Genomic DNA, 22,176 nt, shown 5'->3' with positions numbered 1-22,176 from the left:
ATCGAGCTCCTCTTGTCCTAAGCTGGCAGTCCCTTGGTGGAGACTGCCGAATGAAGAAAATCTGTTGTGTGGTGCTGGCCCTGCTGCCACTGACTGCGTTTGCCTACCCGATCGATGTGGAAAAACACCTCAACGGCCTGAGCATCGACTACAACGCCTATGACACCGATGCCGATATCGGTTCCATCCAGGTCAACAACTACGGCAACACCGACGCGGCTTGTACCGTGGTCTTCAACAATGGCCCCGAGGCACCGCGCACCCGCAAGATCGAAGTCGCCGCCGGCAAGTTCAAGAACGCCACGGCCAAGTTCAACCGCAACATCATCAAGCTGCGCATCAAGCTGACCTGTCAGCCGAAATAGCCCGGCAGTGAGGCAGGCAATATTGCTTGCTCCGCTTATAAACGAATTTATCGATGCTTTACAGCAGTTATTTGCGCTTTTTCATCGATATGATCGCGTTTAACCTTCACTCCATCGACTGACAACATTCTCAGATGGAGCCTACAAGCCATGTCCCGCGTTCTGATCATCGAAAGCAGTGCCCGCCAGCAAGACTCGGTGTCCCGTCAACTGACCCAGACCTTTATCAGCCAGTGGAAAGCGGCGCACCCGGCCGATGAAATCAGCGTTCGCGACCTGGCCGTCAATCCGGTGCCGCACCTGGATGCCAATCTGCTGGGTGGCTGGATGAAGCCGGCCGAGCAGCGCAGCGACGTTGAAAACGCCTCGCTGGAGCGCTCCAACCAACTGACCGATGAACTGCTGGCCGCGGACGTGCTGGTAATGGCTGCACCGATGTACAACTTCGCCATCCCCAGCACACTGAAAGCCTGGCTCGACCATGTGCTGCGTGCCGGCGTGACGTTCAAATACACCCCCACCGGCCCTCAAGGCCTGCTGGCCGACAAGCGCGCCTTCGTGCTGACCGCCCGTGGTGGCATTCATGCCGGCGGCAGCACTGACCATCAAGAACCCTACTTGCGCCAGGTCATGGGCTTCATCGGGATCCACGACGTGACCTTCATCCATGCCGAAGGCATGAACCTGGGCGGCGACTTCCAGGAGAAGGGCCTGAATCAGGCCAACGCCAAACTGTCCCAGGTCGCCTGATCCGTTAATCCTCGGATAATCGCCAGGTGGTCTAGTGGCCTGGCGCTTCCCTTCAAATCGTTTTGCGCATCGAACCTCCCTTTGCACTTATTGCTCCTGAGTGCATCAGCCCGATTGAACGCTTTAGCGAGATCGGGCTTTTTTTTTGGGGGAAATAGAAATAACCACTACCTGACATGAACGGCCCCTCAAGCTTTTGAGGGCTGGGAGATAGGCAGGCGGCAAACTCACTCGGATTGGGCAAGTCTGTCGACGTCTGGCTGTGGTAATTTATGCGCCGATTTACAGTAGGGAGGCTGTGATATGTTAAAAATCAAACGGCAAACATGGGCCTTATTTCTAGCCTATCTCATAGGGGCAGGTGGCTATATCTACTACCTCTATGTCGAGACGCAAAGCGTCCTTACTGACAACATTAATAATAAATTGCTGCATGCCGCGCTGGGGGCTTCGGCGATCCTCGGCGACCGTTACCATGACAATCTGGTCGATAAGCAATCCAAATCGCAAGCGCAGGACTGGGATACCATTCAGCGCCTCTCCGGCTTCAACGAGTCCATGGGCACTGCGTTTGTCTATAGCGTGATCAAGCGAGGTGCAAAGGCCTACCTGATCAGTTCCAGCGCATCGAAAGAAGAAATTCAAGAGAAGAATTTCGTGCGTTTTTTCGATCCTTATCCCGATGCCAGCCAGGCTTTACTCGATAGTTTTGAGCGTACCGAGCCAACCTGGATCGACTACTCGGATCATTGGGGTGATTTTCGCGCGGTCTTTGTCCCCTTAAAATCACAAGACGGTACGGTGTATGTTGTCGGGGCGGAAGTTACCTTGGCGGACTACTACCAACAACTTAATCATGACTCGCTGTACCACATCATCCTGGCCATCCTGGTATTTCTCGCTTTCCTCCTTTTACGCATGCGTGCTCATCTTCAGCAACTGCGAGTCAATGAGCAGGTATTGAATCAGGCTAAAAATGCCGCCGAAGACGCTGATCGTTCAAAAACCAGCTTTCTGGCAACCATGAGTCATGAAATTCGCACCCCGATGTACGGTGTCATTGGCGCGACCGAACTATTGGCCCGGTCCGCCCTGGATCCCGAGCAACGCCGTCTTCTCACAACGATTCATTCCAGTGGACGGACCCTGCTGTCTCTTATCGATAACATTCTCGATCTCGCCAAAATCGAAGCGGGCAAACTTGAATTGAAACCTCGTGTTTTCGAAGTGAGAGCACTGGTTTCATCCTGTATGGAACTCATCCGGCAAAATATCCAGGACAAACCCATCGTGCTGGAGGCGCAGTTTTCCCCAGACGTACCGCCTTTGGTCAAGACCGATATGGATTGCCTTCGCCAGATATTGATCAACTTGCTGGGCAATGCGGTCAAATTTACCGAAGCCGGAAAAATATCGCTCCTGGTCACCACCAGCGGTTACGGCTCTCAAGCGTGGCTCGACTTCTCCATACGCGATACCGGCATCGGTATCCCCACGGAACGGCAAGACAATCTGTTCAAACCCTTTGTGCAGTTTAAAGAGGCGGCTAGCCAACGCTTCACTGGGAGCGGGTTGGGTCTTTCTATCTGCAAGAACCTGCTCGAGGCGCAGCAGGGGACTTTAACGTTCACCAGTCAGCCAGGTTTAGGCTCGACATTCTCCTTCTCTCTACCCCTGGCGCTTTTTTCAGTCTCGGAAATACCCATCAAGGATGATCAGGCGGCGGTTGGCTTCGACTCGTCTTTTGCCGAGGATTATCCGCTCGATATCCTTCTGGTGGAGAACCATCCGGTGAGTCAGAAAGTGGCCATGGCGATGCTACAAGAGTTGGGTTATACACCCGACCTTGCGTCAGATGGCCTGGAGGCGGTCAATCGTTGCATGGCTTCGACGCCAGAGATCATTCTGATGGATATCAACATGCCCGTGATGGATGGGATGGAGGCTGTGCGTAGAATTCGCGAGTTACCCCAGGGCGATACTTGCTACATCGTTGCTTTCACCGCGAGTGTTTTTTCCAGCGAGATAGAGCGTTTCAGGGCCGGGGGTGCCGATGACGTCCTGACCAAACCGGCAAACTTCCAGGCGCTGACCCGAGTGCTCCAGCGTGCCGCCAGCCATCGGCACCAGCGTCAGGCCACTCCTTGGGTCGTGGATGAACTTTCAAGTTAGTGGAGTATCTGTGGGAGCTTGCTCGCGATGGCGGAGGGTCAGAAATACAGATGCTGACTGACACGCCGCCATCGTGAGCAAGCTCGCTCCCACCGTTCAAAAGCGCTATCTTCGCCGCCATTCGAAACGAGGGCGGTATGGGCTATCTACTTTTTGTGACATTGATCCAGGCATTTTCCTTCAGCCTGATCGGCGAGTACCTGGCTGGGCATGTGGACAGTTATTTTGCCGTGCTGGTGCGGGTGTTGCTGGCCGGGCTGGTGTTCATTCCGCTGACGCGCTGGCGCCAGGTGGAGCCGGCGTTCATGCGCGGCATGTTGTTGATCGGTGCCTTGCAGTTTGGCGTGACCTACGTCTGCCTGTATCTGAGCTTCCGAGTGCTGACGGTGCCCGAGGTGCTGCTTTTCACCATCCTGACGCCCCTGCACGTGACCTTGATCGAAGACGCGCTGAACCGTCGCTTCAACCCCTGGGCGCTGATCGCGGCGCTGGTGGCCGTGGCCGGCGCGGCGGTGATTCGCTACGACCGGATCAACCCGGATTTCTTCATGGGCTTCTTGCTGCTGCAACTGGCCAACTTCACCTATGCAGCCGGGCAGGTGCTGTACAAGCATCTGGTGGCCCGCCACCCGAGCGACCTGCCGCATTACCGGCGTTTCGGTTATTTCTATCTTGGGGCGCTGATGGTGGCGTTGCCGGCTTTCCTGCTGTTCGGCAAGGCCAACTTCTGGCCTGAAGCGCCGCTGCAATGGGGCGTGTTGGTGTTCCTCGGCCTGGTCTCCACCGCGCTGGGACTTTACTGGTGGAACAAAGGCGCGTGCCTGGTCAATGGCGGGACGCTGGCGGTGATGAACAACCTGCATGTGCCGGTGGGGCTGCTGGTGAACCTGTTGATCTGGAACCAGCACGAGGCGTTGGGGCGGTTGCTGTTGGGGGGATCGGTGATATTGGCGGCGGTGTGGATCAGTCGGTTGGGGATCCGCCAACCGCTACCTGCACGCTGAAAACCCCTGTGGGAGCTTGCTCGCGATGGCGGAGTGTCAGTCAGCATCTATGTTTCTGATACACCGCTATCGCGAGCAAGCTCGCTCCCACAGGGGATCTGGTGGTTTCAGATCACCTGCTTCTGCGGCTCCGGCAGGTGGCTTGCCCCCAGCACCGCCGGCAACAACCCCGAACGCAAATCCGTGCCGCTGGGCTGCTGATACAGGTTCAACCCAAACTCCGGCATCACCGCCAGCAGGTAATCGAAAATATCCCCCTGGATACGCTCGTAGTCGGTCCACGCGGTGGTGCGGGTGAAGCAGTAGATTTCCAGCGGGATGCCTTGGGCGGTGGTCTGCAACTGCCGGACCATGCAGGTCATGTTCGGCTGGATCTCCGCGTGGCTTTTCAAATACGCCAGTGCATAAGCGCGGAAGGTGCCCAGGTTGGTCATCCGCCGACGGTTGGCCGACATCGCCGCGACGTTGCCCTGGGCCTCGTTCCAGGCCTTGAGTTCGGCCTGCTTGCGGCCGATGTAGTCGGTCAGCAGGCGCACCTGGGTCAGGCGTTGTTCTTCCTCGTCATGCAGGAAACGCACGCCGCTGGCGTCGATGAACAGGCTGCGCTTGATCCGCCGCCCGCCGGATTGCTGCATGCCACGCCAGTTTTTGAACGACTCGGACATCAGTCGCCAGGTCGGGATCGAGACGATGGTCTTGTCGAAGTTCTGCACCTTGACCGTGTGCAGCGTGATGTCCACCACATCACCGTCGGCGCCGACCTGGGGCATCTCGATCCAGTCGCCGACCCGCAACATGTCGTTGCTGGTCAGCTGCACGCTGGCGACGAACGACAGCAGGGTGTCCTTGTAGACCAGCAGGATCACCGCCGACATCGCTCCCAGGCCCGACAGCAGTAACAGCGGCGAACGGTCGATCAGGGTGGCGACGATGATGATCGCGCCGAATACATACAGCACCATCTTCGTCAGTTGCACATAGCCTTTGATCGAGCGGGTACGGGCGTGCTCGGTGCGCGCATAGACGTCCAGCAGGGCGCTGAGCAAGGCACTGAGAGCCAGCACCAGGAACAAAATGGTGAAAGCCAGGGCGACATTGCCGAGGAAAACCAGGCTGGTCTTGCTCAGTTCCGGCACCAGGTGCAGGCCGAACTGGATGATCAGCGACGGCGTCATCTGCGCCAGGCGATGGAATACCTTGTTCTGGCGCAGGTCGTTGACCCAGTTCAAGGCCGGTTGGCGCCCCAGCAGCTTGGCGGCGTGCAGAATCAGGTAGCGCGCCACACGGCCAAGCACCAGGGCGATGACCAGCAGCAACATCAGGGCGAGGCTGGAATGCAGGAGCGGGTGCTGGTCAAGGGCACCCCAGAGGTCTTGGAGGTTGACCCAGAGTTGTTTGATGTCCATGGACGAAACGGTTCTTCTATAAAGACGCGACGGGACGATTAGAGCATTTAAGCCCGGTCAAGTGACCGTTGATGCAATAACGGCTGATAAAAATGCACTGATTTGCCGCCGTTTGTATAAAGAAACTCGGCCTTCGCGCTCGAAACCGTTACCCTATGCAGCTGTTTTTTTGCATTTCTTCGAGGTAGCACCCGTGTTTTCCCAATTCGCCCTGCACGAACGCCTGCTCAAAGCCGTGGCCGAGCTTAAATTTGTCGAGCCAACGCCGGTGCAGGCAGCGGCTATTCCGCTCGCGCTCCAGGGGCGTGACCTGCGGGTGACGGCGCAGACCGGCAGCGGCAAGACCGCCGCGTTCGTGCTGCCGATCCTCAACCGCCTGATCGGCCCGGCCAAGGTGCGCGTCAGCATCAAGACTCTGATCCTGCTGCCGACCCGCGAACTGGCCCAGCAGACCTTGAAGGAAGTGGAACGCTTCTCGCAATTCACCTTCATCAAGTCCGGCCTGATCACCGGCGGCGAAGACTTCAAGGTCCAGGCCGCCATGCTGCGCAAGGTGCCGGACATCCTGATCGGCACGCCGGGGCGGATGATCGAGCAGTTGAACGCCGGCAACCTCGACCTCAAGGAAGTCGAAGTACTGGTGCTGGACGAAGCCGACCGCATGCTCGACATGGGTTTTGCCGAAGACGTGCAGCGCCTGGTGGACGAATGCGTCAATCGCCAGCAGACCATGCTGTTCTCTGCCACCACTGGCGGCTCGGGCCTGCGCGAGATGATCGCCAAGGTGCTGAACAACCCTGAGCACTTGCAGCTCAACGCGGTCAGCCAACTGAACTCCACCACCCGCCAGCAGATCATCACCGCTGATCACAACCAGCACAAAGAGCAGATCGTGAACTGGTTGCTGGCCAACGAAACCTACGAAAAAGCCATCGTATTCACTAACACCCGGGCCATGGCCGACCGCATCTACGGTCGCCTGGTGGCTCAGGAATACAAGGCGTTCGTACTGCACGGCGAGAAAGACCAGAAGGACCGCAAGCTGGCCATCGACCGCCTCAAACAGGGCGGCGTGAAAATCCTCGTCGCCACCGACGTCGCCGCCCGCGGCCTGGACGTGGATGGCCTGGACATGGTCATCAACTTCGACATGCCCCGCAGCGGCGACGAATACGTGCACCGCATCGGTCGTACCGGCCGCGCCGGCAACGACGGCCTGGCGATCTCGCTGATCTGCCACGGCGACTGGAACCTGATGTCGAGCATCGAGCGCTACCTCAAGCAGAGCTTCGAGCGCCGCACCATCAAGGAAGTCAAAGGCACCTACGGCGGACCGAAAAAGGTCAAGGCCTCGGGCAAGGCCGTTGGCGTGAAGAAGAAAAAGGTCGACGCCAAGGGCGACAAGAAGAAAACCGGCGCCAAGGCCCCGACCAAGCGCAAGACCGCCAACCGCCCGAAGGCCGACGCCCCGTCGCTGGTCAGCAAGGACGGCATGGCCCCGCTCAAGCGCCGCAAGCCAGAAGCGCCTGCGGCTGAGTGAAGCGGCGCTAGTGCCTCATGAAAACCGGACCCAAGGTCCGGTTTTTTATGGGTGAAACTCGACCTTAAGTTCGATGCCGAACCCTGTGGCGAGGGAGCTTGCTCCCGCTGGGCTGCGCAGCAGCCCCAAAGTTGCGTGTTCACCCATTATTGCGCGGTGAGACTTGTTTTTGGGGGGCGCTTCGCACCCCAGCGGGAGCAAGCTCCCTCGCCACAAAAGCGAAGCGGTGCTCAGACTAGGGCAACCACCCGGCTTTCTTTTCTGCGCCAAGGCCCCGACCAAGCGCAAGACCGCCAACCGCCCGAAGGCCGACGCCCCGTCGCTGGTCAGCAAGGACGGCATGGCCCCGCTCAAGCGCCGCAAGCCAGAAGCGCCTGCGGCGGAGTGAAGCGGCGCTAGTGCCTCATGAAAAACCGGACCCAAGGTCCGGTTTTTTATGGGTGAAACTCGACCTTAAGTTCGATGCAGAACCTGTGGCGAGGGAGCTTGCTCCCGCTGGGCTGCGCAGCAGCCCCAAAGTTGCGTGTTCACCCATTATTGCGCGGTGAGACTTGTTTTTGGGGGGCGCTTCGCACCCCAGCGGGAGCAAGCTCCCTCGCCACAAAAGCGAAGCGGTGCTCAGACTAGGGCAATCACCCGGCCTTCTTCTCCGCATCCTTCAACTCTTGCAGACGCTTATCGATCAACTGGCACTTGTCCGGCACATCCTTGCTGGCCGTCTCCAGGTCCATGGCCTGCAACTCGTCGTTGATTTCCTTGGCCTTGGCCGGGTTCTGTTCGGTGAGCTTGGTCACTTCATTTGCCAATTGTTCGCGCTTGGCGGTCGCTTGCTCTGGCGTGCAAGTGGCCCAGGCGGGCAGGGCGCAGGTGAGGGTGGCTGCGAGGGTGAGTTTCAAGAGGGTTTTCATGGCTGGGCCTCATATTCCTTGTTGGGCAGGTAATGGGTTGAGGCCGGTATTGGGTGGAAAGTTCATTAGCCGCCATGCTGGCTGCCGCTTGGCAGGGTGCCTTTTTTCAGAATTTCCCTAGCCGATATTAAACCGTCGTCTACCATGGAGAAAGGCGACTGGTAGCCCTATGCCTGCAACGCCGGGTCGCTGCTTCACACAGGATGTAAGTGCTTTATTAGCTAGGAGGCTAACAATATGTCTGTCGCAATGCAGTCAATGACTTCCAGAACATCCAGTTCAGCTCGCATTGAACAATAGAACAACTACGCCTGTCAGGACGTATCCACGGCCTGTGGTAGCCGTTAATTCAAAGGAATGAAACCTATGAGTCTTAGAGCGATATTCAGTCGGCTGATGTTGTGTCTGTGGGGTTTGTTTGCGCTCTCATCGGCCTATGCGGAAAGTCTGATCATCGCCACACCGCAACAAGGTGTGGGAATAAAAGTCGATGTCTTTGACAAGCCCGACGCCTCAAACGGTATTCCTTCCTCGACGAGCCTGGTGGGATTCGGCCTCCCAGCGGGATTTATACCCGCGGTGCAGTCGTTCAAGGGAAAAATTTATATGTTCTGGTCCAATAATTATGATTCAGAGCATATCTATTCTTCCTATTCGACAGATGGGAAAAAGTGGTCCCCTGCTAAAACTATCCCAGTGAATGGCTACCGATGGGGTGGGGATATTTCAGTGACTGTATTTAAGCAGAAGCTAGTGCTGACCTTTGCCGATCCTCAGCAACGCTTGAGGACCACCAGCTCTACAGACGGCGTCAATTGGACCGATATTCAAACTATCAATACCAGCCCTATGGCCGGCGTTAACAGCCCCGTTGTGTATAACGGTCAATTATTCATTTTTTATCACAAAGGTGACGGTAATGCTAAAACTGTTTATTACGTCACTTCGAATGATGGTCTTCTGTTCGGCCGGGAAACTCCAGCGTTCCAGGAAAGCACTGACACGCCTCTGACCAAAGTGGTGCCTATCGTCTATAGCGGTAAGATTTGGGTCTATTACACAGTGGAAAATCGCCTCATGTACGCACGCACTTACAACCGTCGCGGCCAGTGGGGAGAGAGGCAAGAGCTGAAAGGTATAAACAGTAAACTTTTCCTGAACAGTGCGGCGATGATCAACGATCGTGTGTTTGTCAGCAACAATACAAAAACTTTTTACTCCAGCGATGGGGTTAACTGGAATCCGTATTTCGCTGCGAGTGGGCTTGATAACTTTCCCTCGGTTTTGGGCGTTTCCTATGGCATTACCGCAAGCGATCTAACCGTGCGCAACCCGCAACTGCCCTCGGACCTGGCCACAGGCCTCAGCCATAGCGACTATGCAACGTTCGCCTGGCGCAGCTTTTTCGCACTGAACAATACAGCTGCCGCACCATTGCCCGCTAACCGCGGCGTCGGCAATCCCGCCAGCAGTTTTGCTGATTCGGGCAAGGTGCCAAAGTCTCCCAGCCCCTTGTTATGGCAAACCTTCGCGCACCGTACTGAGTTGTTTCCCGCGGGACCACAAAAAAACACCGCAGGTGGTCCGACGCGCCCATTTGGTTCTGACCCGCAATACAGCTATATACAATTTCCCCAGGGTATTCGTTTGGCGCCTGGCGCCACCTTTAATCATTACAACAATCTGGATGAGGCGACCCAAATAGGACAAAACGCTATTTTCTTCCCGGTCAATCCGCCAAATGTGGCGAAGACAGGGAGAGATTATGCCCCTTCAAACGACAGCCAGATCCTGTTCGAGGCCAAGGCGAACCCCGTCGTTTACGAGTATGCGAAAGGCCTGACCAGGTTCCCGGATACGAATGTAGTGCTGCCCGACGGCGCGGTGGAGGTCAAGGCGACATGGCGCAAGCTGGCAGACATCCCGGTTCAAAATCGCGCGCGTTACCACACGGCGACGGTGGTGACCTATAAGGGCCTCGACAGTGACCCGGTGGCGCAGAACGAAGACTACGCACTGGTCGCCTTACATATAATCCATAAGACGTCCAACTACCCGACCTTCATTTTCGCCACGTTCGAGCACGAAGATGCCCTGACGCTGCCCGACGGTAAATCACCGACCGGGCTCTACTACATTGCCAACTACAACAAGATTGATTACCCCGGTTTCGATATAAACAACCCCCCGACCGCCACTTTCTCTGACGGCAACAAGACCTATACGGTTTCCCTGCCAAAAGCGGGCGCAGTCGCAAACGCGAGCCTTGATCCGCCGGTCTACTCCGGCAGTAACGGGATCCCTGAAGGGCAGGCCGGCCCGATCCGGGTCGTGCAACCGCTCACCATGGATGTCGAAGTCGCGGCGGTGAACAACCAGGTCAAGCAGTTGATGGACGGCAGCGGCGAATTCAACAATTCGGTCTGGAAGCATTATCGGCTCAAAGGCGTTCAAGCCATCCCGTCGAGCACTCAAACCGATCCGGATTACTACCTGGCCAATATCATGGTCGAAAGCAGCCAGCCGGGGATTCAGCTGTTTCGTGGGAGCAACGTATTCCCCATCCCGAAGAACAACACCCTGATCAATGCGCGCAACCAGCTGAACATCAAGGTACCGGATTACGACCACAGCACCCAAGGCCTGACCATGGGCGGTTGCATGGGATGTCACGGCATCGCCCAGAGCTCGCTCAAACAAGGTTTCAGCTTCCTGTTCGATGCGATCAATCCCACGCTCAGCAAAGGTGTCACCGGTTTTGCGGGCCCAGAGACCGTAGGCTTACCTGATCCGCGCACCATGAAGGCACGGGCCCTGAAATATTCTTTCGGTCCTCAGAATACGGCAGCCGTTGAGGAGGCAAGTAAGTAGTCGTCAAACCAATGCTCAGCAGGATATCCCTGCTTTCCGAGGCGAATTCCTAGCTCTTTCATAAAGAACCGGACGTTGAGTCCGGTTTTTTATGAAGCCCAACCTGAATTCGGCACAGCCCCTTTGGCGAGGGCGCGTGCTCCCGCCGGGTATTCTGCGGGGGCAAATTCTGTAAAAGTCTCAATCAATTTGTACTCTCCATACATTTGAAACGGGCGACTCAAAGCTCGCCCGTTTTCATTATTCAACAACCTGGGCCCGTAACCGCCTCCCAATCACACCCATCGCGCAGGGCTATCGTCAGCATTTTGCAGAAGTCGGAAAGCACCATCGTATCGGCACTGATATCCGAACGGAACTCGATGTTTTCCAGCAATTGGGTCACGGTGCGAATGCGGTAACCAGCCGTTTCGAAAAGGACGTCGAGCGGGGCTTCGGTGTCGATGAGCAGGGTAGCGGGGATGCAGTTTCCGAGCTTTGTGTAGGACCTTTGGCCTTGCAGCGGTCGGCTTTGGCGCTGCGAAAGGTCAGGCAAAGCAGGCGACTGCTGCGCAGTCGAGCGGGAGCAAGCTCCCTCGCCACGGGGATCGCGCTCGACTTGTGCGGGTTGGCGCATCAGCTGTGGCAGCAGCTGTGTGGCTTGGCCTCGTCGTATTTATCGTGATGCCGCACCCAGTCCATGATTTCGTCTTCGTTGCGGCCCTTGGGCGTCAGGTCGAGGTAGTTGTAGGTGCCGACCAGAATGTCGAGGCCGCGGGCGTAGGTGGAGTAGGTGTGGAAGATGTCGCCGGCTTCGTTGCGGTAGAAGACGCTCAGGCCGGGGAGTTCGCCTTCGGTGGTGTCGGTTTTTTCGTAGTTGTAGGTGGCTTTTCCACCGGCGGTGTCTTCGGCTTTGAAGCTGACGCCGAAGTCGTAGTTGAAGTCGCAGCCGTTGGACGAGACCCAGTCGAAGGTCCAGCCCATGCGGCGCTTGAACGGCTGGAACTCGGCGAAGGGGGCGCGGGAGACGGCGACCACGGCCACGTCGTGGTGGGCCAGGTGTTGGTTGGCGCCGTCGATGTGGTCGGAGAGGAATGAGCAGCCCTGGCAGCCTTCTGTCCAGCCGGGGCCGAACATGAAGTGGTAGATGATCAGTTGGCTGCGACCGCCGAACAGGTCGGCCAGGCTCAGTTCACCGTGGGGGCCTTGGAAACGGTAGGGTTTGTCGATTTTTACCCAGGGCAGGGCGCGGCGTTCGGCGCTGAGTTTGTCTCGTTCGCGGGTGAAGGCTTTTTCGTGGGCCAGGTGTTGGCGGCGGGCGGCGAGCCACTCTTCCCGCGAGACGACCGGATGATTCTCTACGTTCATGGTGATTTCTCCTGCATGGCAGAGCTACTTAGTGGGCGTTTCAGCAACTGGTCGTTTGGCCTTCGATGAATTCGACAGGCCGTTGGTCGGCTCAAGGCAGTGACCACCCGGAAACCTGGCTGAACGGCGGCGCAGCACCTCGGTCACAACCTAGGTAGGCATCTCACTCTTCAGAGGATGGACCAGGATGACGACTTATAACTGGGACTTGATCGAAAAGTTGTTGCACGAAGTGCAGAACGGCGCCGGCCATAGTTTTACGCCTCGGCCTTATGCGGAGGAATACGCAGCTCAGAAGGCGGCGGCGGGTGAGGAAATCGAGAACCTCGATCATCTGAAAGCGGTCGCCGGGGAGTATGAAAAGTTACTGCTGGAGCGTGGCTATATCGAGCCGCGGCCGGAGGAAGAGGGCGGTAACGGCGAGAACTTCGTGCTGACGCCCCGTGGCTCGCGGTTGTTGAGCCTGATCGACAGCAGCATTCCGGGCAATGATCATCCGCGCCAGGTGCTGGATGAGCAGGACGATGCGCTGGATGAGTTTACGTTTGATGATTTGGCGTCCAAGGCGCAGATTGCCTAGGAACCAGGCACAAACCTTGTGGGAGCGAGCAAGCTCGCTCCCACATTGGATCTTCAGTGGTTTTAAGATCGTGCTGCTTTCAGGCACTTCAAGTCAGTGAAATCTTTCTTCACCCCGTCGATTTTCTTCAGCAGCCGTTCGCGCTGGGGCGGGGTGCTTTCGGCCATCAGGTCCACCAGCAGGCTGCGGGCCTGGGCTTCGGTTTTGCTGAAGGCTTCGCGGTAGGCGGGCGTCCAGAGGCTTTCGCGGTTGACCAGCAACTGCTCGATGCGTTTGGGAAAGTCAGGACTGTGGCGCTGGGCCACGGCTTCGCTGAACTGGTTTTGCCAGTGGGCGCGGTTGGCGATCCATTGCTGGTTCTGGTCACCCAGGGCGGTGGACCAGGCCATCACCCGTTGGTGCTGGGCTTCGTTGAGCGGGCCGAGCCAGTCGTCCAAGCGTTTGACCATCCGGTCGCTGCGTTCCTGGATCTGTTCCTGCAACGTCGGCTTGAGGTATTGCTGCTGGCGTTTGCGCTGATCCTTGACGAAGGCGGCATCCATGTCATCGACTTGGTCGTCGTTCAGGCCTTGCAGCAGTTCGATGGCCGAGGGAGTGATTTGCCGTGCGGTTTCGGCGATGGCGGCCTTGGCTTCTTGGGTACGTTGTTGCAAGGCTTCGTCGGTTACCTGGTCAGTTTTCACCATGGTCTTGAGGCGATCCAGCCAGTCGAGGTAGTCGGGCAATTGGGTTGTGCAATGCCAGGTCAGGTGGTCCTTGAGGCGTTCGTTGAACCAGTCTTTTTGCTCGCCTCTGATGTCCAGGTAATCATTGAGGGTCCAGGGGATGATCAGGTCGAGGTTGCGGTAGGCCAGGCCGATGCGGCTGCAGGCGGTGAGCGTCAGCAACAGGGCGATGAACATGGCAGTGCGGGTCAACCAGCGCGGCATGAGCGAGTCCTTGCGAAGGCGTAGGTGCTTTGTTTGAGCATCGCAGACGCGCGGCAGTTCAGCCGATTAAATGCGTAACGCTTAGTAAAAAGGGTGGGCCATCTTGAGGGTCAGCAGGCTGTCGCACTCGCTGTTGTGGCCCGAGTACGCCGAGCAACTGCTGCCGCTGAGGCTTGAGTCGCTGTAGATCAGGTCCAGGTCGAGGCCCTTCCACGGACGGGAAATTTTCAACGACCAGTCGCTGAAGCTGCCGATATAACCGTTCTCCACCGAGACTGGCGTATTGAGTTGGTGGGTGGTGTATTTGGCGCTGATGCCAATGCCGAACGGCACGTTGCCGCCCAGGTCGGCGAACAGTGTGCTGTTCTGTTTGTCCGGGTCGTTGCTCAGGGCCGCGCCAAAACGGCTGCCGAGCACGGTCAGGCCGCCGTAGAACTCCTGGCTGTCGAGGGTATCGACGGTGGGGTAGCTGTAGTGGATCAGGCCGACTTCGTAGCCCAGGGTCTGGTCGAAGGGTTGTTTAAAGCCCATGTAGGAATCGACCTCAAGGTCGGCGGACGATGTCAGGCCGGCGCTGGGTGACCACTGGCCAACGTACCAGCCGCTGTCGTGGCTCAGGTCCAACCCACCATGAAACGAGCCGGTGCTCGACGGCGTGACCAGGCCCTCGGCCATGCTGCGGCTGGGAGTGGTGCCCAGTTTGAGATCGAAGTCGCCGAGTTCGCGTTGGAACACCTGCCCCTGGGCGAGGGAGCACGTCAGCAGGCTGATCGCCAGCGCAACAATAGGAATACGCATGCTTCACTCCATGAAATAGCGAGGAGCAGGAACTAAGCTGAAACGCTTGAGCTAGAGAGGTGAAAGCATACCGGCGAATGCTCGGCTGCGAAGGCCGTTCGTCGATTCATGGGAAATGGATAGGGCGGGGAGGGTTCCAGTCCAAGCGCTTCGAAACTCAAAGCGCTTTGGGACCAGGTGACGCGCAGGTTACTTCTTGCCCAGGCTGATCTGCTTGGACGGGCCGAATGTCTGGCCGCTGACGCCTTTGGCAATTTGCTGGATCTCGCCGCCGGACTTGAGGAACGCAGCGATCTGGTCGTTGATCGACTCGCTGGTTTCAACGGCTGGAGCTGGCTTTGCTTTGCTGTTGGATGCTTTTACGCGCATGACGGCCATTAACCTGTAGATAATTAATTGGGCCAGGCATCGTACAGGAAATACTTGACAATTGCTTGGCAAATATCCTTCTGAATTATCGCCAGCGTGATGGGAATAATCAGCCGTTATCCGGCAATAATTGCCCTAAGCCTCTGTTTTAAATAACAACCGTGTGAAGAATGTAGTGTCGAGAAAGGACGGCATGCACCGTCTCCGGCCTGACGAATGGCTGTGCCTCGGACGCAAACCCAGGAAAATCAAGGGTTGTGCCGGGCCTTCCAGGCAAACCTTGCCGGCGGCCACGAATCGCGCCGCAAAACCGGGTAGAATGCCGCCCACGCAATGAGGGTATTGGAAATGGCTTTAGTCGGGCGCTACAACAGTTTGCAAGTGGTTAAACACACTAACTTCGGTTTATATCTGGATGGCGGCGCGGACGGCGAAATTCTGCTGCCCAACCGTTATATCCCCAAGGATATTCCCAGCGAAGATGAAGACTGGCTCAATGTTTTTATTTATCTGGACAGCGACGACAAACTGATCGCCACCACCGAAAAACCAAAAGTGCAGGTCGGTGAGTTCGCCAGCCTGAAAGTGGTTGAGGTCAACAGCATCGGCGTGTTCCTGGACTGGGGCCTGCCCAAGGACCTGTTGCTGCCGTATTCCGAAGAAAAGCGCCAAATGACCGCCGGCGAATACTGCGTGGTGCACGTCTACCTCGACAAGCACACCCGTCGCATCACCGCCACGGCACGCCTGGATCGCTATCTGGACAAGACCCCGGCCAACTATACGCCGGGCCAGGAAGTGGATTTGCTGGTCGCCGAAGCCACCGACATGGGGTTCAAGGCGATCATCAATAACAAGCACTGGGGCTTGATCCACAAGAACGAAATCTTCAAGTTCATGCGCGCGGGCATGCAGGAAAAAGGTTTCATCAAGGAGATTCGCCCAGACGGCAAGATCAGCCTGAGCCTGCAGCCGGTGGGCCAGGAAGCTGCCACTAGCCTGAACGCCAAGATTCTCGCCAAGTTGCGAGAGAACAACGGCACCCTGGCGGTCAGCGACAAGAGCGACCCGGCGCTGATCAGCAGCCTGTTTGGCGTGAGCAAGGGCAACTTCAAGAAGGCCATTGGTGCGCTGTACAAGAATGGGCAGATTGTCATTCATGCCGATCGCATTGAATTGAGCTAACTGCACACAATTCCTGTGGCGAGGGAGCTTGCTCCCGCTGGGCTGCGAAGCAGCCCCAAACCAGCTGCACTCAATCCAAGCTAAGACACCGAGGTAGCATGTTCGAAGGGGCCGCTTCGCGCCCCAGCGGGAGCAAGCTCCCTCGCCACAGGTTGATCTTCGCTGTATACAAAATCTTGCACCTTTAGCATGCACCTGCGCCCTGTTCGTGGGCGTATGCCTGTTCCTGCGTGGTGTTTCTCTGCGCCACACACCCCGGTTTGTCTAACATCCAGCGCCTATGGCACGCATTCTGCGTGGAAACGCGTATACAAACCATGCCGGCTCCCGTGCGCAGTATGGTGAGCAGGTCGATACGGGGGCACGGCGGTACTCAAAGGAGCCCCGCAATGTCCGAGCAATTGCCCAATGGCTACAGCCCCCGCCTTTACAACGAGGACCTGGGCCCACTGCCGCAGAAATGGAATTGGTACAACATCTTCGCGTTCTGGATGAGTGATGTGCACAGCGTGGGCGGTTATGTCTTCGCCGCCAGTCTGTTCGCCTTGGGCCTGGCGAGTTGGCAGGTGCTTATCGCCTTGCTCGGCGGGATCTGCATCGTGCAGTTGATCGCCAACCTGGTCGCCAAGCCGAGCCAACAGGCGGCGGTGCCGTACCCGGTGATCTGCCGACTGGCGTTCGGGGTGTTCGGGGCGAATATTCCTGCGGTCATTCGCGGTTTGATCGCCGTGGCCTGGTACGGCATTCAGACTTACCTGGCCTCCAGCGCGCTGATTATCGTGGTGCTGCGGTTTTTTCCTTCGATGGAGGTCTACGCGACGCCGCATTTTGCCGGTTTGTCCTACCTGGGTTGGTTCGGTTTCCTCAGCTTGTGGTTCGTCCAGGCGCTGGTGTTCTGGACCGGTATGGATTCGATCCGTCGTTTCATCGATTGGGCGGGGCCGGTGGTGTACGCCGTGATGTTCTTGTTGGCCGGCTGGATCGTGTGGAAGGCCGGTTGGAGCAACATCAGCTTCACCCTGGCGGAAAAGTCCTTGTCCGGTTGGCAGGCGTTCGGCCAAGTGATCGTGGCGACGGCACTGGTGGTGTCGTACTTTTCCGGTCCGACCCTGAATTTCGGCGATTTCAGCCGTTACTGCCGGAGCATGTCTGACGTGCGCAGGGGTAATTTCTGGGGATTACCGGTGAATTTCCTGGCGTTCTCCCTGGTCACCGTGGTGATTGTTTCCGGGACCTTGCCGGTGTTCGGTGAAATGCTCCACGACCCGATTGCCACCGTGGCGCGCATCGACAACGACGTGGCGGTCTTGCTGGGGGCCTTTGCCTTCGTGACGGCGACCATCGGCATCAACATTGTCGCCAACTTCGTCTCGCCGGCCTTCGACTTCGCCAACGTCGCTCCCAGCAAAATCAGCTGGCGCGCTGGTGGCATGATCGCGGCGCTGGCCTCGATTTTCATCACGCCGTGGAACCTGTTCAATAACCCTGAAGTGATCCACTACACCCTGGACGTGTTGGCGGCGTTTATCGGCCCGCTGTTCGGGATTCTGCTGGTGGATTACTACCTGATCAAAAAACAGCAGATCGACGTCGATGCGCTGTTCAATGACGGGCCGAGCGGGCGTTATTACTACAGCGGCGGCATCAACTGGACGGCGGTGAAGGCGTTGATTCCGGCGACGCTGATGGGGGTGGCGATCACCTTCACGCCGATGCTGCAATCGATGGCCAATTTTGCTTGGTTTACCGGTTGCTTCCTCGGCGGGGTGTTGTATTTCGCCTTGGCGCGACGCGAGCCGGCCACGCAGTCGAGCAAGGCGTTCAGCCCGGCCGGCCAGGCCTGATCAACGCAGGGCGGTCTGGGCGCAAGGGTTCGCCACGCCCCGGCTGGCGGGCCGCAACAACAGGCCACCGGCCAGCACCAGGCCGCTGCCGGCAATGATCAGCGCCGGTTGCAGGCCGCCGCTGAAATGGCTGCTCAGCGCCGCCAGCAGTGGCCCGCTGAGCTGGCCCACGGCAAAACAGGCGGTCAACAGTCCAGCGTTGCGCTGGGTGGCGTGGGGCGCCAGTTCCCGGGAGCGCAGCATCACCAACTGCATGCAGGCCAGGAACGGCGTGCCACACAGGATCACCCCCAGCGCCAGCCCCGGCCCGCTGCCCAGCAGGCAGGCAAATACCCCGGCGGCTTGCAGCCAGAGCGTACCGATCAGCCAGTGGCCGGTGGTGTTCGGGTTCGGCCGCCGCCGGCTGACCAGCAACACGCCGCTGGCGGCGGCCAGGCCGAAGCAGGGCCAGAACAGATCGGCCAGCCATTGGCCGTGGAACTGCGCCGAGGCCATCTGCGACAGGAACGTCGCCGGAATGATGTAGCCCACGCCGTACAGGGCGTACACCACGCCCAGTCGAGCGATGCCGGTGTTCGGCGAAGGGGCGGTCGGCCCAGCGACAGGTGTTGCGACGGCCGGCTGCGGCAGGATCGGCAAGATCACCAGCAACATCGCCAAGGCCACGCCGGCATACACCAGCCACAGGGTGGCGGAGGTCTGGCCCAGCAGGTTCGAGCCGAGGGCGAGCAGGCCGGTCAGGAAAATCCCCAGGCCCGGCCCGGCAAACACCAGGGCACCGAGCCGTGGCCGTCCCACCGCTGCGGCCAAGGGTTGGCTCAGGGCGGTGATCATCACCATCACCCAGGCGCTCGCCACGCCGGTGCCGAAGCGCAACGCCAGGTGCGGCCAGAAGCCCCAGGCCCAGAACGACGCCAGGGTCAGCAGCACGCACAGCCACAGGCCGCCGAGCAACCGCCGCCGCACCTGTTCCGGACGACGGGCGAACATGGCGTCCAGCGCGCCAAGGAAATACCCCAGGTAGTTGGCGGCGGCAATCAGACCGGCGGCGGTCAAGTCGACCTGACCTTCGCCGATCAAATGAGGTAACTGGGGCGTCAGGGCGAAGCGGCCAATGCCCATGGCCATCATCAGCGCGATGAAACTGCCGAGCAGGCGAATAAGAGGTGACATGGTCGTTCTCCGGTGTCGGGGCGAATGACCGTCAGGCTAGGACTGATTGACTTTCATTAAAAATGAATAATAGTGAGTAACTTGTTCTTTTTTGGAGAAGGTCATGGAGTTCAGCCAACTGCGGATTTTCCAGGCCGTGGCCGAGGAAGGTTCCATCACCCGGGCTGCCGAGCGCCTGCACCGGGTGCCGTCGAACCTGTCGACCCGGCTCAAGCAGCTTGAAGAACAGCTGGGCGTGGACCTTTTCCTGCGGGAGCGTCAGCGTTTGCAGTTGTCGCCGGCAGGAAAAGTCCTGCTGGACTACGCGGCCAAGCTGTTCGCCTTGCACGACGAGGCCCATGCCGCCGTGCAGGGCGGGCAGCCGGCCGGGGACTTCCTGCTGGGCACGATGTACAGCACGGCGGCGACGCATTTGCCGGACCTGCTGGCGGCTTATCACCGGGCGTATCCGGCGGTGAACCTGCAAGTGCAATCGGGGCCTAGTGGCGAGCTGCTTGAAGGCCTGCTCACCAACCGGCTCGACGCGGCGCTGGTGGACGGCCCGCTGGAGCTCGCGGGGTTGGATGGCGTGCCGTTGTGCGACGAGCGGTTGGTGCTGATTACCGAGGCCGATCATCCGCCGGTTCGCAGTGCCCTGGATGTGCAGGGCCGCGCGGTGTTCACGTTCCGGCGTGGTTGTTCGTACCGGATGCGATTAGAGGCCTGGTTTGCCCATGATCACGCGACCATGGGCCGGGCGATGGAAATCGAGTCTTACCAGGGGATGCTGGCGTGTGTGATCGCCGGGTCCGGGGTGGCGTTGATGTCCGAGTCGATGCTGGCCAGCCTGCCGGGCCGCGAGCGGGTATCGGTGCATTCGCTGGCCGAGCCGTTCGCCAGTGCCACCACTTGGCTGATGTGGCGCAAAGGCATGGTCGGGGCCAACCTCAACGCTTGGATTGAATTGCAACAACAGGCCTGGCCGCGAACGCCCATGACGACGGCGCAATCGGCTTGAACTCCGGGAGGTGGATTTGGATCAATTCAGTAACAGATCATTGCAAACTGAGACGAGCATTGCGTAGAACATCGGACTATTATCAGTGCGAAGGGGCCACAGTAATTTGCCGCTCGTACCACCCTGAGGGGGCACCACGATGAAAGAGAAAATCCAGAATTGGCTTCATGACCTGGGTGTCGCGCTTGGCCTGATCGAGCCACCGATGCAACCGATACCGATCCGCACCGATGACGAGCAACGCCGCCGCCAACCGCGCCGCCGGTAAATACGCCACCGAATTTGGAGAGATCGCAGTTCCGGACCATTTCAATTGAGATGGCCCGGAACTGCGATCTTTTTATTGGCGATGTGAACCCTGTGGCGAGGGAGCTTGCTCCCGCTGGGCTGCGAAGCAGACCCAAATCAGCCTCCTCAGCCCTTTCTGACACACCGAGGCGCCTGGCTTTGGGCGCGCTTCGCGCACCAGCGGGAGCAAGCTCCCTCGCCACGGGGACTGCGTCGTACCGGTTAGATCGCCTTGGCCACCGCACTCGGCCGTGGCGACAGCACACTCACCAGCACAAAACTCACCAGCGCCACGCTCAGGCTGTAGTAGATCGGCGTGTTGGCGTCCAGGCCATCCTTGAGCATGAAGAACAGCGCGGTCAGGAAGCCCAGCGACATGCTGGTGATCGCACCAGCGGTGGTGGCGCGTTTCCAGTAGATGGCGCCGATCAGCGGGATCAGCATGCCGCCCACCAGCAGGTTGTAGGCCAGGGTCAGGGCGCTGATGACGTCGCTGACCACCAGGGCGATCACCAGGACTACCGCGCCCATCAGCAGGGTCGCGATGCGGTTCTCGTGAACGTCGCCACTGCCGCTTTCACGGCCCTGGCGCAGACGGGGCAGCAAGTCCTGGACCACCGTGGTGGACGCCGCGAGCAGGCCCGCTGCGGCGGTGGACATCAAGGCTGCCAGGGCCGCGGCGATCACCAGGCCGCGAATACCGTTGGGCAGGCTGGTCTGGACGATGCTGGCGAAGGCGTTGTTGACGTTTTCCAGGTCCGGCAGCAATACCTTGGCCGCCATGCCGATCAACGCACCGGCCAGGCCGTACAGCACGCAGTACAGGCCGGCGGCGGTGCCGGCCACTTTGGCCACGCCTTCACTGCGAGCGGTGAATACCCGCTGCCAGATGTCCTGGCCGATGAAGATGCCGAAGAAGTAGATCAGGAAGTAGGTGAGGATGGTGTCCCCGCCAATCGCGGTGAAATCGAAGTAACTGGCCGGCAATGCCGCCATCATCGCATCCCAGCCACCGGCATCGACGATGGACATCGGCATCAGCAGGAACACCAGGCCAACGGTCATGATCAGGAATTGCACGATGTCGGTGAGGGTCAGCGACCACATGCCGCCGATGGTGGAGTACAGCACCACCACGCCACCGCCCACCAGGATCGACACCCAGAACGGCAAGCCGAACAGCACCTGCATCACGGTGCCGATGGCGATGGTCGAGGTGGCGCCGATCATCAGTGCGTAAACCAGCATGATCAGCGCACTGGCCTGGCGCGCGGCCGGGTTGTAGCGGCGCTCCAGCACCTGGGTCACGGTGTAGATCTTGAGCTTGAGCAACGGCTTGGCGAGGAACAGGCTCAGGCCGACGATGCCCAGGCCGATGGCGCCGCACAGCCAGAATCCGGAAATACCGTAGACGTAGCCCAGGCGCACGGTGCCAATGGTGGACGCGCCGCCCAGGACGGTGGCAGCCATGGTGCCCAGGTAAAAGCCCGGGCCGAGATTGCGCCCGGCGACCAGGTAGTCGTCACGGGTTCTAGCGCGGCGCATGCCGTACCAGCCGAGGGCGATCATGCCAGTGGCGTAGAGAAGAACGACGATTAAGTCCAAAGCCATGATGGCGTGTCTCCGATTGTCTTTTTTATAGGAAGTCGG

At 58.8% G+C, this 22,176-nt stretch carries 21 protein-coding genes; 12 read left to right on the top strand and 9 right to left on the bottom strand.

Translation table 11 applies throughout. The annotated features are described in order from the left end of the window. Nucleotides 1-50: 50 nt before the first annotated feature. The 4 genes from BLU76_RS24950 (at nucleotide 51) to BLU76_RS24935 (ending at nucleotide 4,291) form a co-directional block, all read left to right on the top strand. Nucleotides 51-365 carry a hypothetical protein gene (locus tag BLU76_RS24950; RefSeq protein WP_063322469.1) on the top strand — a complete coding sequence of 105 codons (315 nt, stop codon included), beginning with the start codon at nucleotides 51-53 and terminating at the stop codon, nucleotides 363-365. 150 nt (nucleotides 366-515) lie between these two features. Next, nucleotides 516-1,115, top strand: a complete 600-nt coding sequence (locus BLU76_RS24945) for an FMN-dependent NADH-azoreductase (RefSeq protein ID WP_072341417.1) — start codon at nucleotides 516-518, stop codon at nucleotides 1,113-1,115. Between the two features lie 303 nt (nucleotides 1,116-1,418). Further along, the gene (locus tag BLU76_RS24940; RefSeq protein ID WP_092224839.1) at nucleotides 1,419-3,287 is read left to right on the top strand and encodes an ATP-binding protein; all 1,869 of its coding nucleotides are present in this window, start codon (nucleotides 1,419-1,421) and stop codon (nucleotides 3,285-3,287) included. Nucleotides 3,288-3,424: 137 nt separating this feature from the next. Beyond that, nucleotides 3,425-4,291, top strand: a complete 867-nt coding sequence (locus tag BLU76_RS24935) for a carboxylate/amino acid/amine transporter (protein WP_063322466.1) — start codon at nucleotides 3,425-3,427, stop codon at nucleotides 4,289-4,291. A gap of 107 nt (nucleotides 4,292-4,398) precedes the next feature. On the opposite strand, the gene BLU76_RS24930 is transcribed toward BLU76_RS24935, so the two are convergent. Continuing rightward, entirely contained in the window at nucleotides 4,399-5,697 is a 1,299-nt protein-coding gene (locus BLU76_RS24930) for a mechanosensitive ion channel family protein (protein ID WP_092150850.1), read from the bottom strand. 193 nt (nucleotides 5,698-5,890) lie between these two features. Here BLU76_RS24930 and BLU76_RS24925 point away from each other — a divergent pair, with 193 nt between their 5' ends. Both BLU76_RS24925 and BLU76_RS31615 read left to right on the top strand, forming a co-directional pair. Further along, a complete protein-coding gene (locus BLU76_RS24925; RefSeq protein ID WP_092224837.1) occupies nucleotides 5,891-7,237 on the top strand; it encodes a DEAD/DEAH box helicase in 1,347 nt (448 codons plus the stop codon). A 226-nt stretch (nucleotides 7,238-7,463) separates the two neighbouring features. Continuing rightward, nucleotides 7,464-7,625: a hypothetical protein gene (locus BLU76_RS31615; RefSeq protein WP_170867323.1), complete on the top strand. Its 162-nt coding sequence runs from the start codon at nucleotides 7,464-7,466 to the stop codon at nucleotides 7,623-7,625. A 244-nt stretch (nucleotides 7,626-7,869) separates the two neighbouring features. Here the strand turns inward: BLU76_RS31615 and BLU76_RS24915 are convergent, their stop codons facing one another. After that, a complete protein-coding gene (locus BLU76_RS24915; protein ID WP_092150995.1) occupies nucleotides 7,870-8,145 on the bottom strand; it encodes a hypothetical protein in 276 nt (91 codons plus the stop codon). A gap of 366 nt (nucleotides 8,146-8,511) precedes the next feature. On the opposite strand from BLU76_RS24915, the gene BLU76_RS24910 reads away from it, so the two are divergent. Beyond that, nucleotides 8,512-11,016 carry a glycoside hydrolase gene (locus BLU76_RS24910; RefSeq protein WP_092224833.1) on the top strand — a complete coding sequence of 835 codons (2,505 nt, stop codon included), beginning with the start codon at nucleotides 8,512-8,514 and terminating at the stop codon, nucleotides 11,014-11,016. Nucleotides 11,017-11,260: 244 nt separating this feature from the next. Here the strand turns inward: BLU76_RS24910 and BLU76_RS24905 are convergent, their stop codons facing one another. Both BLU76_RS24905 and BLU76_RS24900 read right to left on the bottom strand, forming a co-directional pair. Then, nucleotides 11,261-11,632, bottom strand: coding sequence for a hypothetical protein (locus BLU76_RS24905; RefSeq protein WP_371915048.1), 372 nt, complete (start codon nucleotides 11,630-11,632; stop codon nucleotides 11,261-11,263). Further along, a complete protein-coding gene (locus tag BLU76_RS24900; protein ID WP_092224831.1) occupies nucleotides 11,632-12,363 on the bottom strand; it encodes a DUF899 domain-containing protein in 732 nt (243 codons plus the stop codon). The genes BLU76_RS24905 and BLU76_RS24900 overlap by 1 nt, the downstream gene beginning before the upstream one ends. 187 nt (nucleotides 12,364-12,550) lie before the next feature. On the opposite strand from BLU76_RS24900, the gene BLU76_RS24895 reads away from it, so the two are divergent. Beyond that, on the top strand, nucleotides 12,551-12,943 hold the full coding sequence (locus tag BLU76_RS24895; protein WP_063322456.1) for a hypothetical protein: 393 nt from the start codon (nucleotides 12,551-12,553) through the stop codon (nucleotides 12,941-12,943). A gap of 62 nt (nucleotides 12,944-13,005) precedes the next feature. Here BLU76_RS24895 and BLU76_RS24890 read toward each other — a convergent pair whose 3' ends face one another. The 3 genes from BLU76_RS24890 to BLU76_RS24880 all read right to left on the bottom strand — a co-directional run bounded on the left by BLU76_RS24890 (nucleotide 13,006) and on the right by BLU76_RS24880 (nucleotide 15,048). Beyond that, entirely contained in the window at nucleotides 13,006-13,872 is an 867-nt protein-coding gene (locus tag BLU76_RS24890) for a DUF6279 family lipoprotein (RefSeq protein WP_092150986.1), read from the bottom strand. Between the two features lie 81 nt (nucleotides 13,873-13,953). After that, nucleotides 13,954-14,670 carry a TorF family putative porin gene (locus BLU76_RS24885; protein WP_092224829.1) on the bottom strand — a complete coding sequence of 239 codons (717 nt, stop codon included), beginning with the start codon at nucleotides 14,668-14,670 and terminating at the stop codon, nucleotides 13,954-13,956. A 189-nt stretch (nucleotides 14,671-14,859) separates the two neighbouring features. Then, a complete protein-coding gene (locus BLU76_RS24880; RefSeq protein WP_018607615.1) occupies nucleotides 14,860-15,048 on the bottom strand; it encodes a hypothetical protein in 189 nt (62 codons plus the stop codon). Between the two features lie 339 nt (nucleotides 15,049-15,387). Between BLU76_RS24880 and BLU76_RS24875 the strand changes: the two genes are divergently transcribed. Then, entirely contained in the window at nucleotides 15,388-16,224 is an 837-nt protein-coding gene (locus BLU76_RS24875; protein ID WP_060738695.1) for a CvfB family protein, read from the top strand. 389 nt (nucleotides 16,225-16,613) lie between these two features. After that, nucleotides 16,614-18,068, top strand: coding sequence for an NCS1 family nucleobase:cation symporter-1 (locus BLU76_RS24870; RefSeq protein ID WP_092150977.1), 1,455 nt, complete (start codon nucleotides 16,614-16,616; stop codon nucleotides 18,066-18,068). On the opposite strand, the gene BLU76_RS24865 is transcribed toward BLU76_RS24870, so the two are convergent. Then, a complete protein-coding gene (locus BLU76_RS24865) occupies nucleotides 18,069-19,241 on the bottom strand; it encodes an MFS transporter (protein ID WP_092224827.1) in 1,173 nt (390 codons plus the stop codon). Between the two features lie 103 nt (nucleotides 19,242-19,344). On the opposite strand from BLU76_RS24865, the gene BLU76_RS24860 reads away from it, so the two are divergent. Further along, entirely contained in the window at nucleotides 19,345-20,238 is an 894-nt protein-coding gene (locus tag BLU76_RS24860) for a putrescine utilization regulator PtrR (protein WP_063322451.1), read from the top strand. Between the two features lie 139 nt (nucleotides 20,239-20,377). Next, nucleotides 20,378-20,506, top strand: coding sequence for a PA1414 family protein (locus tag BLU76_RS32000; RefSeq protein ID WP_256222727.1), 129 nt, complete (start codon nucleotides 20,378-20,380; stop codon nucleotides 20,504-20,506). A 242-nt stretch (nucleotides 20,507-20,748) separates the two neighbouring features. Here the strand turns inward: BLU76_RS32000 and BLU76_RS24855 are convergent, their stop codons facing one another. Then, entirely contained in the window at nucleotides 20,749-22,137 is a 1,389-nt protein-coding gene (locus BLU76_RS24855) for a sodium:solute symporter family protein (RefSeq protein WP_092224825.1), read from the bottom strand. Nucleotides 22,138-22,176 lie beyond the last annotated feature (39 nt).

The organism is Pseudomonas sp. NFACC08-1 (genome assembly GCF_900106735.1).
GTDB classification, from domain to species: domain Bacteria; phylum Pseudomonadota; class Gammaproteobacteria; order Pseudomonadales; family Pseudomonadaceae; genus Aquipseudomonas; species Aquipseudomonas fluorescens_Q.
This window is presented reverse-complemented; position numbering and strand designations above follow the sequence as displayed.

Bases quoted from the DNA above. Each gene is read 5' to 3' on its own strand.
- BLU76_RS24895 (WP_063322456.1), top strand. From the start codon at position 12,551: ATGACGACTTATAACTGGGACTTGATCGAAAAGTTGTTGCACGAAGTG.
- BLU76_RS24900 (WP_092224831.1), bottom strand. From the start codon at position 12,363: ATGAACGTAGAGAATCATCCGGTCGTCTCGCGGGAAGAGTGGCTCGCC.
- BLU76_RS24870 (WP_092150977.1), top strand. From the start codon at position 16,614: ATGTCCGAGCAATTGCCCAATGGCTACAGCCCCCGCCTTTACAACGAG.
- BLU76_RS24890 (WP_092150986.1), bottom strand. From the start codon at position 13,872: ATGCCGCGCTGGTTGACCCGCACTGCCATGTTCATCGCCCTGTTGCTG.
- BLU76_RS24865 (WP_092224827.1), bottom strand. From the start codon at position 19,241: ATGTCACCTCTTATTCGCCTGCTCGGCAGTTTCATCGCGCTGATGATG.
- BLU76_RS24915 (WP_092150995.1), bottom strand. From the start codon at position 8,145: ATGAAAACCCTCTTGAAACTCACCCTCGCAGCCACCCTCACCTGCGCC.
- BLU76_RS24950 (WP_063322469.1), top strand. From the start codon at position 51: ATGAAGAAAATCTGTTGTGTGGTGCTGGCCCTGCTGCCACTGACTGCG.
- BLU76_RS24880 (WP_018607615.1), bottom strand. From the start codon at position 15,048: ATGGCCGTCATGCGCGTAAAAGCATCCAACAGCAAAGCAAAGCCAGCT.
- BLU76_RS24885 (WP_092224829.1), bottom strand. From the start codon at position 14,670: ATGCGTATTCCTATTGTTGCGCTGGCGATCAGCCTGCTGACGTGCTCC.
- BLU76_RS24860 (WP_063322451.1), top strand. From the start codon at position 19,345: ATGGAGTTCAGCCAACTGCGGATTTTCCAGGCCGTGGCCGAGGAAGGT.
- BLU76_RS24905 (WP_371915048.1), bottom strand. From the start codon at position 11,632: ATGCGCCAACCCGCACAAGTCGAGCGCGATCCCCGTGGCGAGGGAGCT.
- BLU76_RS32000 (WP_256222727.1), top strand. From the start codon at position 20,378: ATGAAAGAGAAAATCCAGAATTGGCTTCATGACCTGGGTGTCGCGCTT.
- BLU76_RS24910 (WP_092224833.1), top strand. From the start codon at position 8,512: ATGAGTCTTAGAGCGATATTCAGTCGGCTGATGTTGTGTCTGTGGGGT.
- BLU76_RS24875 (WP_060738695.1), top strand. From the start codon at position 15,388: ATGGCTTTAGTCGGGCGCTACAACAGTTTGCAAGTGGTTAAACACACT.
- BLU76_RS24855 (WP_092224825.1), bottom strand. From the start codon at position 22,137: ATGGCTTTGGACTTAATCGTCGTTCTTCTCTACGCCACTGGCATGATC.
- BLU76_RS24940 (WP_092224839.1), top strand. From the start codon at position 1,419: ATGTTAAAAATCAAACGGCAAACATGGGCCTTATTTCTAGCCTATCTC.
- BLU76_RS24930 (WP_092150850.1), bottom strand. From the start codon at position 5,697: ATGGACATCAAACAACTCTGGGTCAACCTCCAAGACCTCTGGGGTGCC.
- BLU76_RS24935 (WP_063322466.1), top strand. From the start codon at position 3,425: ATGGGCTATCTACTTTTTGTGACATTGATCCAGGCATTTTCCTTCAGC.
- BLU76_RS24945 (WP_072341417.1), top strand. From the start codon at position 516: ATGTCCCGCGTTCTGATCATCGAAAGCAGTGCCCGCCAGCAAGACTCG.